This is a genomic window from Leucobacter muris, assembly GCF_004028235.1.
Classification (GTDB): domain Bacteria; phylum Actinomycetota; class Actinomycetes; order Actinomycetales; family Microbacteriaceae; genus Leucobacter; species Leucobacter muris.
In genome coordinates, this window is record NZ_CP035037.1 from 2363079 (window position 1) to 2376978 (window position 13900).

Genomic DNA, 13900 nt, shown 5'->3' on the forward strand with positions numbered 1-13900 from the left:
GCGGGCGGAGCGCATCCCGACGGTCAGACCCTCGCGACGAGGCCGCTCTCGGCCGCGGCGAACCGATCCGCGACCTCGCGGATGATCGCCTGCATCGCCGCGCCCGCGTGCGTGGGCGCCATATCGGAGCGCCGCGCGATGCTGATCGTACGGGTGAGACCGTCGCCTGCGAGGGGCGTGACGCGCAGCTTGGGGCGATCCGCGGCCACCATCGCGGGAATCACCGCGATGCCGATGCCCCGCTCGGCGAAGCTCAGGGCGGCGTCCATCTCGGCGCCCTCGACCGCCACGAGCGGGGCCGCGCCCGCGCTGCGGAATGCGGCGTCCATCGTGACTCGCAGGTCGTAGTTCTCGGGGAACACGACCTGCGGCACCCGGCTCAGCTCGCCGAGGCCCACCGGCGCGGCGCCGGCGAACGGGTCGGGCTCGCTCGCCGCCGAGACGGCGACGAGGCGCTCGCTCAGGATCGGCTCCCGTTCGAGCACCGCTCGGGCCGCGCCCGACGAGACGCTCGTCACGATGAGCGCGAGGTCGAGCCCGCCCTCCATGAGCGCTGCGAGGAGGCTGCGCGATCCGCGCTCGAGGATCTCGATGTCGATGCCGGGGTGCCTGCCCCGGAACTCGGCGAGCACGTCGGCCACGAGGCTCGTGCACAGCGTGGGGGTCGCCCCGAGCCGGATCCTGCCCCGTCTGAGGCCGGCGAGCTCGGCCATCTCGCCGCGTGCGGTCTCGGCGTCGGCGAGCATGCGCCGCGCGAACGGCAGCAGACGCTCGCCCGCAGCGGTGAGGGCCACGTTGCCGCGCGCTCGGTGGAACAGCTCGACGCCGAGCTCGGTCTCGAGGCTCGCGATCTGACGGCTGAGGGAGGGCTGAGCGAGGTGGAGGTGCTCGGCGGCGCGCGTGAAGTGCCCGGTGCGGGCCACCTCGGCGAAGCCGCGGAGCTGTTCGAGATTCACACTTCATAGCCTATCCGCATCATAATGATCCAATCTATTCATTGGAGTAATCATCGGTGGGTGCCTAGCGTGGTCCGCATGAACACCATCGCAGCCACCACCGACACTCCCGGATCCACCCGCCCCGAGCGGCTCCTCTCGACCTCCGTGCTCGTCATCGGCACGGGCGGCGCGGGCCTGCGCGCGTCCATCGAGCTCGCCGAGCGCGGCGTGCAGGTGCTCGCCGTCGGCAAGCGCCGCGCCCACGACGCCCACACCACGCTCGCCGCGGGCGGCATCAACGCCGCCCTCGGCACCGTCGATCCCGAGGACAGCTGGCAGCAGCACGCCGCCGACACGCTGCGCGAATCCTACTTCCTCGCCGACCCCGCCATTGTCGAGGTCGTCACCCGCGGCGCGGCTCAGGGAATCGAGGAGCTCGAGCGCTGGGGCATGCCCTTCGCCCGCGAGGACGACGGCCGCATCAGCCAGCGCTTCTTCGGCGCGCACAAGTACCGCCGCACCTGCTACGCCGGCGACTACACCGGTCTCGAGATCCAGCGCACCCTCATGCGCCGCGCCGCCGAGCTGCGCGTGCCCATCGTCGACACGATCTACATCACCCGCCTGCTCGTCAGCGACGGGCGCATCTTCGGCGCCTACGGCTTCGACATCGTCGACGGCACCCCCGTCGTCATCCACGCCGACGCGGTGATCCTCGCCGCCGGCGGTCACACCCGCATCTGGCGCAACACCTCGTCGCGTCGCGACGAGAACACGGGCGACTCGTTCCGCCTCGCAGCCCTCGCCGGCGCGCGCATCCGCGACGCCGAGCTCGTGCAGTTCCACCCGTCGGGCATCCTCGAGCCGGCGGAGGCCGCCGGCACCCTCGTCTCCGAGGCGGCCCGCGGTGAGGGAGGCATTCTGCGCAACGCGCTCAGCGAGCGCTACATGGAGAAGTACGATCCCGAGCGCATGGAGCTCTCGACCCGCGACCGCGTCGCGCTCGCGAGCTACACCGAGATCGCCGAGGGGCGCGGCACGACGAACGGAGGCGTCTTCCTCGACGTCTCGCACCTGCCGCGCGAGCAGATCCTCTCCAAGCTGCCCCGGGTGTACCGCACCCTCATCGACCTGCAGATGCTCGACATCACCGAGCAGCCCATCGAGATCGCGCCCACCGCCCACTACTCCATGGGCGGCGTGTGGGTGCGCCCCGAGGATCACGGCACCGGCGTCGACGGGCTCTACGCCATCGGCGAGGCGTCGAGCGGGTTGCACGGCGCCAACCGCCTCGGCGGCAACTCCCTCATCGAGCTGCTCGTGTACGGGCGGATCACCGGCACCGACGCCGCCGAGTACGTCACCGGCCTCACCGAGATCACGCGCGATCCGACCGCCGTCGCCGAGGCGCGCGCCGAGATGCGGGCGCTGCTCACGGGCGACGGCACCGAGAGCCCGCGCCGTCTGCAGCGGGCGCTGCGCGATCTCATGACCGAGCACGCGGGTGTGGTGCGCAGCGAGGCGGGCCTGCGCGAGGGCCTCGAGAAGCTCGACGCCCTCGAGGAGCGCGTGGCGAAGGTCACCGCCCACCCCGACATCGCGGGATTCGACGATCTCGCGCACGCCTTCGACCTCTTCGGATCGATGCTGGCGGCCCGAGCGACCCTGGAGTGCGCCGTCGAGCGGCGCGAGACCCGCGGCTGCCACAACCGCTCCGACTTCCCCGAGCAGAGCGATGAGCTGCGCGGCAACTTCGTGTGGTCGCCGTCTGCCGGTGCGGTGTTCGAGCCGCTGCCCGAGGTTCCCGAGTCGTTCCGCGCACTCGCCTACGCCGACGCCGACGACTCGGTCGAGGGCAAGCTGGTCGAGTAGCCCGGCCCGATCACGGGCCTCCGCGGGCCGGGGTCGGTCCTGGCCCCGGTCGGGACCGGGGGTCGGGTCTGAGATCCGGGCCCGGGCTCGGGATCCGGATCACCGCACTTCGCTCACAGCCGGCCGATTCGAGTGAGTTCCACCCGAATCGGCCGGCTGCCTGTGCATAAGCCCGATTCGCGCGCCCGCCCCGCGCAGGATCGGATCATGACACCCTCCAGCACCCCCGACGATCAGCGCCGCGTACTGACCTGCCGCGGCACCGCAGACTTCCTCGCAGCTCTCCCCCACCTCGTCGGCTACACCGCCGACGACAGCATCTTCGTCGTGTTCTTCTCCGGTTCGCGAACGGGCCAGGCGATGCGCCTCGACCTGCCGCCCGACGAGACGCCCGGGCACACCGCTCCGCTGCTCGACTTCATCAGCGGCACGTTGCGCGGGCTCGACGGCGAGCGCGCCTCGCCGCCGGCCGTCGTCATCACCTGCACCCGAACCTTCGCCGAGTCCGACGGGCCGCCGTGGCGGTCGCTCGCGCGACGCATCGAGCGCCGTCTGAAACGAGACGGCGTCCGCCTGCGAGAGCTCTGCTGCCGAGCTCCCGACGGCTGGATCAGCTACCTCGACCCGACGGCTCCCAGGGGCGGGCGCCCGCTCAGCGAGATCGCAGAGAGCCCGATCGCGCTCGAAGCGGGTGCGAACGGCGAGGCTCCTCGCGATCTGGCCGAGCTCGGGGCGATCCCCGAACCGGCCCCCGAGCGTCGCGACGCGGTGCTCGCGGCACTCGCCGAGCTGCCCCCGTTCGAACCGGCGCACTTTCGTTCCCGCACGGCAGGGGCTTCGTCGGGCGGCGGGCGCGCCCCCGTGCCGGCCCGACGGGAGTTCGCCGCGGTGTCGGCCGAGCAGTGCACGCACCCCGCGCCGCCCGAAGCCTACGCCTGGATGCACGACACCGCGCGGGTCGTCGAGGCGCTGCGCGACGAACAGCGGCCCCTCGCCCCCGCCATGACGGCGCGCCTGATCCGCTGCGCGCAACTGCCCGACCGGTGGCTGCTGCTCGCCCTCGGGGTGCTCACGCGGCCGCTCTTCCCCGTCGAGCTCGCAGAAGATCTGGGGCCGGCGCAGTTCGTGGCGGTGCCCGTCGACCTCGACGCCGGGTCGGGGCCGTCCAGGCAGGCGGGCTGGACGCTGCGTCGGCTGCTCGCCCACCTCTCTCCCGAGTTCACCGACCAGCGGCGGCTGCCGCCGCTGCGCGAGCGCGTGATCGAGGCGGTATCGGTTACGCCCGACGAGTTGCGGCCGGCGCTGCTCGCCTTCAGCGCCTGGCTGTGGTGGTTGAGCGGCTCCCAGTCCGTGGCCGCGCAGCAGCTGGGCGAGGCGCTCGCCATCGATCCGCAGCACGAGCTCGCACGCATGACCGAGCGGCTCATCGCCGCGTCACCCGTCGCCCGCCCCCTTCCGAGCCCCGTCTCGAGCGCGGCATGATGGCGGGAGGCGCGACACCGGGCACGCGGGAGCTGCCGACGCGCGGGTCGATGCACGGGTCGATCCGCGGCTCGCAGCGCCAGTCGCAGTGCCGGTCAGCGCGAGTGGATCTCAGCACGCAGCACGCTCACCACGCGCTCGATGTCGGCGCTGTCGATGGCGCTCGCGAGGGTGAAGCGCACGGCCGTCTGCGCGAGCTCGGGCGCGAGCCCCATCGCGAGCAGCGCGGGCGACGGCTCATCCTTCCCCGCGGCGCAGGCCGATCCCGACGAGACCGCGAACCCCGCCGCGTCGAGCGCCACCAGCAGCGACTCGCCGCTCGCCGAGGCCATGACGAAGGAGGCGTGCCCCGGCAGCCGCTCGCTCGGATGCCCCGTGAGCCGCGCTCCCGGCACCTCGGCGAGCACACGCTCGACCAGTTCGTCGCGACTGCGCGCGAGCGCGAGGGCGCGGGTGCCGATCTCTCGGGCGGAGGCGGCGACGGCCGCCGCGAAACCGGCGATCGCCGCCACGTTCTCGGTGCCCGAGCGCCGGCCGCCCTCCTGCCCCCGCCGTGCAGCAGGGGTTCGAGCGGCAGATGGGCGCGCACGAGCAGGGCGCCGGCCCCCTGCGGGCCGCCGAACTTGTGCGAGGCCACCGTCATCGCGTCGACCCCGGAGCCTGGCCATGCGGTCGCGCCGAGGCCGCCGAACGACACGGGCAGCGAGGCCGCCGCCTGCACGGCATCGGTGTGCACGAGCGCCCCGCGCGACCCGGCCTCGGCTGCGATCTCGGGCATCGGCTGCACGGTTCCGACCTCGGCGTTCGCGAGGCCGACCGAGACCAGCGTCGTGTCGTCGCGCAGCGTCGCGGCGACGTCCGCAGGATCGACGCGCCCGTGCCGGTCCACGGGCAGCAGGCTCAGCTCGAAGCCGTGCACCCGTTCGAGGAAGCGGCAGCTCTCGAGCACCGAGGGGTGCTCGATCGGAGTGGTCACGAGGTGCCGACCGCGCGGCGCGGCGAGCGAGAGCCCGATGATCGCGAGGTTGTTGGCCTCGGTGCCGCCGCCGGTGAATACGAGTTCGCCTGGCCGCGCCCCGATCGCCGAGGCGATCGCGGCGCGCGCGGCCTCCACGGTCTGCTGCGCGCGGTATCCCGCCTGGTGCACGCTCGACGGGTTGGCGGGCCCCCCGTCAAGTGCCGCGACCACGGCCGCCCGCGCCTCGGGCCTGAGCGGCGCCGTCGCAGCCGCGTCGAGATAGCGCTGAGCGTGCTGCGCGGGGCTCGGCAGGCTCACGGCGCGTCCAGCCCCAGGTCGAGCGCGCGTGCGCCGTGCGTGAGCCGGCCCACCGAGATGACGTCGACGCCGGTCTCGGCGATCCCCGCGACGGTGTCGAGGTCGACGCCCCCGCTCGCCTCAGCGATCGCCCGGCCGTCGATGAGACGCACGCCCTCGACCAGCTCGGGGATCGAGAAGTTGTCGAGCAGGATGCCGGTCGGCGCGGCGTCGAGCACGGGCGGGATCTGCTCGAGACGGTCGACCTCCACCACGATCGAGGTGGTGTGGCCGGCGCGCTCCCGCAGTCGCCGCAGCGCGCTCGTGATCGACGCGTCGTCGACGGCTCCGAGGGCGGCGAGGTGGTTGTCCTTCACCATGATCGCGTCCGAGAGCCCGAAGCGGTGGTTCGATCCGCCGCCCGCCCGCACCGCGTGCTTCTCGAGCGCCCGCAGGCCCGGAGTGGTCTTCCGCGTATCGGCGATGCGGGCCTGCGTGTGGGCGACGGCGGCGGCGTACCGGGCGGTGAGTGTCGCGACGCCGCTCATCCGCTGGCAGAGGTTCAAGGCGACCCGCTCGCCGGTGAGCACCCCGCGGGCAGGGCCGGCGATGCGGGCGAGGGCCCGCCCGGCGGCGAACGCCTCGCCCTCGTCGGCGAGCGCCGTCACCTCGATGCGCGGGTCGAGCTGCCGGAAGGTCTCGACGATCAGCGGTCCGCCCGCGAAGACGCCGGACTCCCGGGCGACGAGGCGCGCATCGATCTCGGCGCTCGCCGGGATCGCGAGCTCGACGGTCAGGTCGCCCCACGGCGCGTCCTCTGCGAGCGCCGAACGTACGACGGATTCGATGATGTGTGGGGTCAGCACTGCACAAGGCTCCTCTGCCGATCAGGATCCGGGGAAGACTCGGGGGCGCTCGCGAAGGCGAACGCGAAGGCCCGGCGGCGGGCCTGCGCCGGGTCGGTGCGCGGCGCGTCGAGCCGCTGGTGGGCGCCGCGCGACTCGGTTCGCGCCTCCGCAGCGAGCGCGATCATCGCACGGAGGCTCGTGTCGGGGCCGCCGGTCGCGATCGCCCCCGGCCGTGCCTCGGCGACGAGCGCGCGCATGCCGGCTCCCTCGAGCACCCACGAACCGCGGGCCCTCGCGAAGCCCGCGGCGGCGTCTCCCGCCCGGCGGCCGAAGACCAGCCCCTCGAGCAGCGAGTTCGAAGCGAGGCGATTCGCCCCGTGCACGCCGGTCGCCGCCGTCTCTCCCGCGACGAACAGTCCCGGCACCGAGGTGCGGCCCCGCAGGTCGGAGGCGACGCCGCCCATCGTGTAGTGAGCCGCGGGCGAGACGGGCACGAGCTCTCGGCTCCAGTCGATGCCGTGCTCGGCGACCGCGGCGGTGATCCCGGGGAAGCGGCGGGCGAGCGATCCGGCTCCCCCCTCGCGCTCGACGCACCTCGCGTCGAGCCACAGCCGCGACTCCCCACGCTCCAGCATCGCCCGCTGCATCTCGCGCGACACCACATCGCGCGGCGCGAGCTCCGCGAGGGGATGCCGCCCCACCATGAAGCGCGCCCCCGAGCCGTCGCGCAGCACTGCGCCCGCACCGCGCACCGCTTCGGACACGAGCACGCCCGAGCCGTGCAGCACCGTGGGATGGAACTGCACGAACTCCAGGTCGGCGAGCACCGCGCCCGCCCGCGCCGCCAGCACCACTCCCTCGCCGCGCGAAGAGGTCGGATTGGTCGAGCGCTCGTAGAGCGCGGCGTACCCGCCCGTCGCGAGCACCACCGCATCCGCGCGACGATCCTCCAGCGCCTCACCGACGGTGCTCCGCAGCACCGCGCCGCGCACCGCACCCGCCTCGCTCAGCAGCTCGACGGCGACACGATCCTCCAGCAGCTCGATCCGCCCCGCAGCCGCCTCGACCAGCACGCGCGCCACGAGATGCTCGTGCAGCACTGCGCCGGTGCGATCGCCCCCGGCGTGCACGATGCGGGCACGGCCGTGCGCCCCCTCCAGCCCGAGGCGCGGCGCCCCCGACTCGGCGCGGTCCGCGTCGAAACCGCCCCGCAGCAGCGCTCGCACCGCTCGGGCGCCCTCGCCGGTCAGCACCTCCGCCGCCTCGGCGTCGACCAGCCCCGCCCCCGCCGCGACGGTGTCGGCGAAGTGCGCCGCCGGCGTATCGCCGAAACCGATCGCCGCGGCGATCCCGCCCTGCGCGAGGGCGGTGCTGCCGCCCGACGCGGCGCGCTCGGCCTCGTCGGCTCCGCCCAGGCGGCCGGGCACCACGAGCGTCGTCGCCGCCCCGGCCCGAGCCGCGGCGAGTGCGCACGAGAGCCCCGCGACCCCCGAGCCGATGACGAGGATCACGGGCGGGCCGCGAGCATCCGCTCGAGGGCGACCCGGGAGTCGCCCGCCACGTCGTCGGAGACCCGGATGCGGTTCGGCGCAGAGCCGTCGAGCAGCGACTCGAGCGTCCAGGCGAGGTATGCCGGGTGGATGCGGTACATCGTGGAGCAGGGGCACACGACGGGGTCGAGGCAGAACACCGTGAGCTCGGGGTGCTGCTCCTGCAGACGATTGACGAGGTTGATCTCGGTGCCGACCGCGATCACGTCGCCGGGCGCCGCCGCCTCGATCTCCCTGCGGATGTACTCGGTCGATCCCGCACCGTCCGCGGCCTCCACGACCGCGGCCGGGCACTCCGGGTGCACGATCACGCGCACGCCCGGGTACTCGGCGCGCGCGCTCGATCTGCTGCACGGTGAAGCGCTTGTGCACCGAGCAGAACCCGTTCCAGAGGATCACGCGAGCGTCGCGCAACTGCTCGACCGTGTTGCCGCCGAGCGGGAGGTGGGGCCGCCACAGCGGCATCAGCTCTTCGGAGATGCCCATCGCCTTCGCGGTGTTGCGGCCGAGGTGCTGATCCGGGAAGAACACGACGCGCTGACCGCGCTCGAACGCCCACTCCAGCACCGTTCGGGCGTTCGACGAGGTGCAGACGATGCCCCCGTTGCGCCCGCAGAACGCTTTGATCGCCGCCGACGAGTTCATGTAGGTCACCGGGATCACCCCTCGCTTCGCTCCGGGGGCTGACGCTGTGACGGCACCAGTCGAAGATTCGAACGCTGCGTCTTCTCGGTCTTCGCCTGCGGGGTGCAGACCGTTCTCGCTCTCGGCGCGCAGCGCGCCCGTCAGCTCCTCCCAGCAGCGTTCGACCTGCTCGATCGTCGCCATGTCGGCCATGGAGCAGCCCGCGGCGAGGTTCGGCAGCACGACCGCCTGCGACGGCCCGGAGAGGATGTCGGCGGTCTCGGCCATGAAGTGCACGCCGCAGAACACGAAGGCCTCGGCCTCGGGGTGCGCCTTCGCGGCCTGCGCCAGCATGAAGGAGTCGCCCACGAAGTCGGCGTGCTGCACGATCTCGTCGCGCTGGTAGAAGTGGCCGAGGATCTGCACGCGGTCGCCGAGCCGCTGCTTGGCGGCGACGATCCAGTCGTGCAGCTGCTCGTCGGAGGCGTCGGTGTACCGCGAGGGCAGCGGGCCCTGGCGCGGGGCGTCGCCCGGGATCGCGTCCGGCGCCGAAGCGCCCGGACCGTAGCCCGCGGAGCGGTCGATCGCCCAGGGGTCGCTGGCGAGACCGGAATCGCAGCTCGAGACGCCGGTCGCCCGCAGCGCGATGGGCCGACGATGCGACGCCGGGCCGCTCGCGGGCTTCTGCGGAGGTCGCGCGGCGCTCTCGCGCTCGGCGGCCGCTCGGATGAGTTCGTGCACGCTCGTCATGGTGTGCTCCTCGGTGTCGGGTCTTGGGGTTCGGCCGTCTCCCGTGACCGGGCTGCGGCACGGGTCGGCTGGTCGGGGCGGCCGGGAGGCGCCGTGAGCGGCTCGTCCCGAAAGCGGTAGAGGCGGGCGGGCCGGTGCCGAGCGCCGGTCTCGACCTCGCCGGTGTCGACGAGGTTGCCCTGCGCGAGGGCCTGGCGCCTGAAGTTCGCCGGGTCGACGGTCTCGCCGAGCACGGCCTCGGTCACGGCGCGCAGCCGTCCGAGGGTGAAGACGGGCCCGAGGAATCGGTGCGCGACCGCCTCGTACTCGGTCTTGGAGCGCAGGCGCGCGAGCGCGTAGGCGACGATCTCGGCGTGGTCGAAGGCCAGCTCGGGCAGCCGGTCGGCCGAGAACCAGACCACGTTCGGGTCGGGGTCGCCGGGCGGTGTCCGCCGATCCGTGCGGGCCTCGCCGGTGCGCCCGGCCTCGGCCTCGGGGGCCGCACCGGGTGCGCCGCTCGTCGTCTCGCCTGGATCCGGGTCGTCCCAGCGCCGGGGGCGCTCGGGATCCCTGCGCGGGTCGACCGCCTCGCCGGATGCGGGAGCCGTCGGCGCGAGCAGGTCGCGCTCCCCGTACAGCGCCCAGTAGGCGATGGTGACGAGCCGCTGTGCTTCCGCGGAGCGCTCGACGCCGCCGAAGGAGTAGAGCTGCTCGAGATACCCGGGATCCCGCAGCACGGCCGCGCGCAGGGTGCGCAGCGCGGTGTCCGAGAGGGTCTCGTCCCACTGGGTGGGGCCGCCGGGCAGCGCCCAGCACCCCAGGAACGGCGCCCGGGTGCGGCGCACGAGGGGCAGCCAGAGCGTGATGGCGGCGTCGGCCCCGCCGGTGCGCCCCTGCTGATCGCCGATGAGGGCGTCCTCCGGCGGTCGCAGCGCGAAGGCGACCGTCGAGACCGCCACCGCCGGAGGCAGGGTGCGTCGCTCGCTCACACTCGCGTTCTCGTACGGCACGGTTCTCCTCGTCGGGGCGGCAGCGGGTTCGCACCCGGTTCCGCCAACTTATAGTCACAATGACTATAAGTCAATTCGCTCCCAGCGCAATCCCACCCAGGACACAAGAAGGTCACGAAGCTGTCGCAATGCCGGTATCTGGGATAGGCTCGCCGCAAGACCAGTAATGCCGAACGTTGGAGCACTCCAGACACGTTTTATCGCTGCGGCCCGCCGCAGCACGCACCACCAGTCTCCACGTCGGCGCCGTCGCCGTGGCACCCGGGTCGCATCACGCGGCCAGCAACACACGAAGGAAACACACTATGGCCATCGGCACCGTGAAATGGTTCAACTCCGAAAAGGGCTTCGGCTTCATCACCCCCGACGACGGAGCTTCCGACGTCTTCGCGCACTTCAGCGCGATCCAGGGCAACGGCCGTCGCGACCTCTTCGAGAACCAGCGCGTCGAGTTCGACGTCGAGCAGGGCCCCAAGGGTCTGCAGGCGAGCAACATCCGCGCGCTCTAAGCACAGCGCGACACCCGGCGGGGGTGCGGGGCTTCGGCCCCGCACCCCCGCTGCTGTTTCGGCCGACCCCGAACCCGGGATCCGACACCCCGCTGCCCGGCGCGCCCGTCAACCTGCCACCCGCGCGGCGCTCAGCCCGCCACCCGCCGCGGCATTCAGTCCGCGACCCGGTAGCGCAGATAGACCGTGCCGTTGTCGAAGCCGCGCTGCTCGAGCAGCCGCAGTTCGCAGCGAACCCCCTCAGGGAAGAATCGCTTGCCTCCGCCCACCACGACCGGGGTCACGAACAGCCCGATCTCGTCGACGAGGCCCGCCCGCAGCGCCTGGGCGGCGAGCATCGGCCCGTCGATCGTGAGGTCGTGGTCGAGGTTCAGCTTCAGTTCCCGGATCTCGTCGGGATCGAAGGATCGGCGCAGCGTCGTGCGCGCGCTGCGGGGCTCGTGGAGGCTCGTGGAGAAGACGATCTTGTCGCACGACCGCCACAGTCGCGCATAGTCGGCGATCCCCGCGGGCAGCTCCTCGTCGAGACCCGCGGTCTCCCAGTAGACCATCGTGTCGTACATGCGCCGCCCGTAGAGATAGGTGCCGACCGACCGGGTGCTCTCGGCGACGAACTCGTGCAGTTCCTCGCTCGCGACTCCCCAGTCGAAGGCGCCGTGCGCATCGGCGACGTAGCCGTCGGCCGTCACGATCATCGAGTAGATCAGTGCACCCATCAGCGTCTCCTTCGCTCGCCGCGCGCGGTCACGACTCCAGTATCGCCCCGCGGCGCGCCCGCCCGGCTGCGCGGATCCTCCGAACCGGCTCCGCCTGGCGCGGGCCTCGCGGGAGCGAACCGGCGCGGGCGCCCCTTTTGTGCATTCGCCACACCCGGCTCGACAGTGCTTCGGACGCCGCACTACATTCGGGGCACCGCGTCCGAATCGAAACTGGGGATCCATGTCAACGTCGACCTACCCGCACCTCTTCGCGCCCCTCGACCTGGGCTTCGTCACGCTGCCCAACCGCGTGCTCATGGGATCGATGCACCTCGGCCTCGAGGAGGCGCCCGACGGGGCCCAGCGCCTCGCCGCGTTCTACCGTGAGCGAGCCCGCGGCGGGGCCGCACTCATCGTGACGGGCGGCATCGCCCCCAATGCCGCGGGGCGGCTCACCCCGGGCGCCGCGACGCTCGAGCATGAGGAGCAGCTGCCCCACCACCGCACCGTCACCGACGCCGTGCACGAGGAGGGAGGCAGGATCGCGCTGCAGATCCTGCACGCCGGCCGCTACGGCGCGCACCCCGACATCGTCGCCCCCAGCCCGATCCAGGCCCCCATCTCGCCGCTCACCCCGCGCGAGCTCGACGACGCCGAGATCGAGCGCACCATCGACGACTTCGCCCGCACGGCCCGCCTGGCCCGGCTCGCCGGGTACGACGGGGTCGAGATCATGGGCTCCGAGAGTTACCTCATCAACCAGTTCACGGCCCGGCGCACCAACCATCGCGAAGACCGCTGGGGCGGTTCCCTCGACAACCGCCTGCGGTTCCCCGTCGAGATCGTGCGGCGGGTGCGCGAGGCCGTGGGCGAGCGCTTCATCGTGATCTACCGGCTCTCGATGCTCGAGCTCGTGCCCGAAGGAGCCACCCTCGACGAGGCGACGGAGCTGGCGAGACGCGTCGAGGCGGCGGGCGCGACCATGATCAACTCCGGCATCGGCTGGCACGAGGCGCGAGTGCCCACGATCGCGAGCTCGGTGCCGCGGGCGGCCTTCGCCTGGGTGACGCAGCGCTTCGCGAGCGCCGTGTCGATCCCGCTCATCACCACCAACCGCATCAACAGCCCTCGCACGGCCGAGCGGCTGTTGGCCGAGGGCGGCGCCGACATGGTCTCGCTCGCCCGCCCGTTCCTCGCCGATCCCAAGTTCGTGAGCAAGGCCGCGGCGGGCGCGCCCGAGCGCATCAACACCTGCATCGCCTGCAACCAGGCGTGCCTCGACCACACCTTCTCGGGCCGGCCGGCGTCGTGCCTCGTGAACCCGCGGGCCGGCAACGAGACCGAGCTGATCATCGCGCCCGCCATCACCCGGAAGCGCATCGCGGTCGTCGGCGCGGGACCGGCCGGGCTCGCCTGCGCGACCACGGCGGCGTCGCGCGGCCACGAGGTCACCCTGTTCGAGGCCGCGGATCGCATCGGCGGGCAGCTGAACGTGGCGCTGCAGGTGCCCGGCAAGAGCGAGTTCCGCGAGACGCTGCGCTACTTCGGGGTGCGCATCGAGGAGACCGGGGTCGAGCTGCGGCTCGGGCACCGGGTCACCGCCGAGGAGCTCGCGGCGCACGACTTCGACGAGGTCGTCGTGGCCACGGGGGTCGTGCCGCGCCGCCCCGAGATCCCGGGCCTCGACCACCCGAGTGTGCTCGGATATCTCGACGTGCTGCGCGAGAAGGCGCCCGTGGGCGATCGCGTCGCGATCCTCGGCGCCGGCGGCATCGGCTTCGACGTCGCCGAGTACCTGACGGCGCCCGCCGACGATCCGGGCTGGAGCGACGCCGCGGCGCAGGATCCCGCCGCCCTCGACGCCTTCCTCGAGCACTGGGGCGTCGACCGCGACTACGCGCGAGCCGGCGGTCTGCGGACCCCGGTCGAGGAGCGGCCCGCCCGCAGCGTGGTGATGCTGCAGCGCAAGGCCGGCAAGCTCGGGGCCGGCCTCGGCAAGACCACCGGCTGGATCCATCGCACCGAACTCGCCCGCCGCGGCGTGCGCATGGTGCCGGGCGCCGAGTACCTCGGCATCGACGACGCGGGCCTGCGGGTGCGGGTGCCCCACGGCGAGGCCGCGCCGGGCGCGCCCGAGAGCGGGGCCGCCGAGGAGCGCACGATCGCGGTCGACACGATCGTGCTGTGCACGGGGCAGGAGCCCGCGCGGGAGCTGCACGGCGAACTCGCGCGGCTCGGGATCGACGCGCACCTCATCGGGGGCGCCGACATGGCGGGCGAGCTCGACGCGAAGCGCGCGATCGCGCAGGGCACCAGGGTCGCCGCCGCGCTGTAGGGCGAGGCCTCCCTGGCGCGTCGCCCGGGGCGCCTCCCCCGCACCGCGCC

General features: G+C 73.2%; 9 protein-coding genes and 2 pseudogenes. 4 read left to right on the forward strand and 7 right to left on the reverse strand.

What is annotated here, in order from left to right; all coding sequences use genetic code 11:
- Positions 1-23: 23 nt before the first annotated feature.
- Positions 24-956 (reverse strand): LysR family transcriptional regulator, encoded by a 933-nt coding sequence (locus tag Leucomu_RS11025; RefSeq protein ID WP_017883069.1) that lies wholly within the window; start codon positions 954-956, stop codon positions 24-26.
- Between the two features lie 78 nt (positions 957-1034).
- Here Leucomu_RS11025 and Leucomu_RS11030 point away from each other — a divergent pair, with 78 nt between their 5' ends.
- Positions 1035-2810 (forward strand): FAD-binding protein, encoded by a 1776-nt coding sequence (locus Leucomu_RS11030; RefSeq protein WP_128387261.1) that lies wholly within the window; start codon positions 1035-1037, stop codon positions 2808-2810.
- A 207-nt stretch (positions 2811-3017) separates the two neighbouring features.
- On the forward strand, positions 3018-4292 hold the full coding sequence (locus tag Leucomu_RS11035) for a DUF4192 family protein (protein ID WP_128387262.1): 1275 nt from the start codon (positions 3018-3020) through the stop codon (positions 4290-4292).
- A 95-nt stretch (positions 4293-4387) separates the two neighbouring features.
- On the opposite strand, the pseudogene Leucomu_RS15975 reads toward Leucomu_RS11035, so the two are convergent.
- The 5 genes and pseudogenes from Leucomu_RS15975 to Leucomu_RS11060 all read right to left on the reverse strand — a co-directional run bounded on the left by Leucomu_RS15975 (position 4388) and on the right by Leucomu_RS11060 (position 10308).
- Positions 4388-5568: pseudogene (locus Leucomu_RS15975) on the reverse strand (cysteine desulfurase family protein).
- Positions 5565-6413 carry a carboxylating nicotinate-nucleotide diphosphorylase gene (gene nadC / locus Leucomu_RS11045; protein ID WP_128387263.1) on the reverse strand — a complete coding sequence of 283 codons (849 nt, stop codon included), beginning with the start codon at positions 6411-6413 and terminating at the stop codon, positions 5565-5567. The pseudogene Leucomu_RS15975 and the gene nadC overlap by 4 nt, the downstream one beginning before the upstream one ends.
- The gene (locus Leucomu_RS11050) at positions 6407-7906 is read right to left on the reverse strand and encodes an L-aspartate oxidase (RefSeq protein ID WP_128387264.1); all 1500 of its coding nucleotides are present in this window, start codon (positions 7904-7906) and stop codon (positions 6407-6409) included. The genes nadC and Leucomu_RS11050 overlap by 7 nt, the downstream gene beginning before the upstream one ends.
- Positions 7903-9319 (reverse strand): annotated as a pseudogene (gene nadA, locus Leucomu_RS11055) (quinolinate synthase NadA). Before nadA ends, Leucomu_RS11050 begins: the two are co-directional and overlap by 4 nt.
- Positions 9316-10308, reverse strand: a complete 993-nt coding sequence (locus Leucomu_RS11060; RefSeq protein ID WP_017883063.1) for an NUDIX hydrolase — start codon at positions 10306-10308, stop codon at positions 9316-9318. Before Leucomu_RS11060 ends, nadA begins: the two are co-directional and overlap by 4 nt.
- Before the next feature lie 305 nt (positions 10309-10613).
- On the opposite strand from Leucomu_RS11060, the gene Leucomu_RS11065 reads away from it, so the two are divergent.
- On the forward strand, positions 10614-10817 hold the full coding sequence (locus Leucomu_RS11065; RefSeq protein ID WP_017883062.1) for a cold-shock protein: 204 nt from the start codon (positions 10614-10616) through the stop codon (positions 10815-10817).
- A 155-nt stretch (positions 10818-10972) separates the two neighbouring features.
- On the opposite strand, the gene Leucomu_RS11070 is transcribed toward Leucomu_RS11065, so the two are convergent.
- The gene (locus tag Leucomu_RS11070) at positions 10973-11533 is read right to left on the reverse strand and encodes a dihydrofolate reductase family protein (RefSeq protein ID WP_128387265.1); all 561 of its coding nucleotides are present in this window, start codon (positions 11531-11533) and stop codon (positions 10973-10975) included.
- A gap of 223 nt (positions 11534-11756) precedes the next feature.
- Here Leucomu_RS11070 and Leucomu_RS11075 point away from each other — a divergent pair, with 223 nt between their 5' ends.
- Complete coding sequence (locus Leucomu_RS11075) at positions 11757-13850, forward strand: NADPH-dependent 2,4-dienoyl-CoA reductase (RefSeq protein WP_128387266.1); 2094 nt, start codon at positions 11757-11759, stop codon at positions 13848-13850.
- Positions 13851-13900 lie beyond the last annotated feature (50 nt).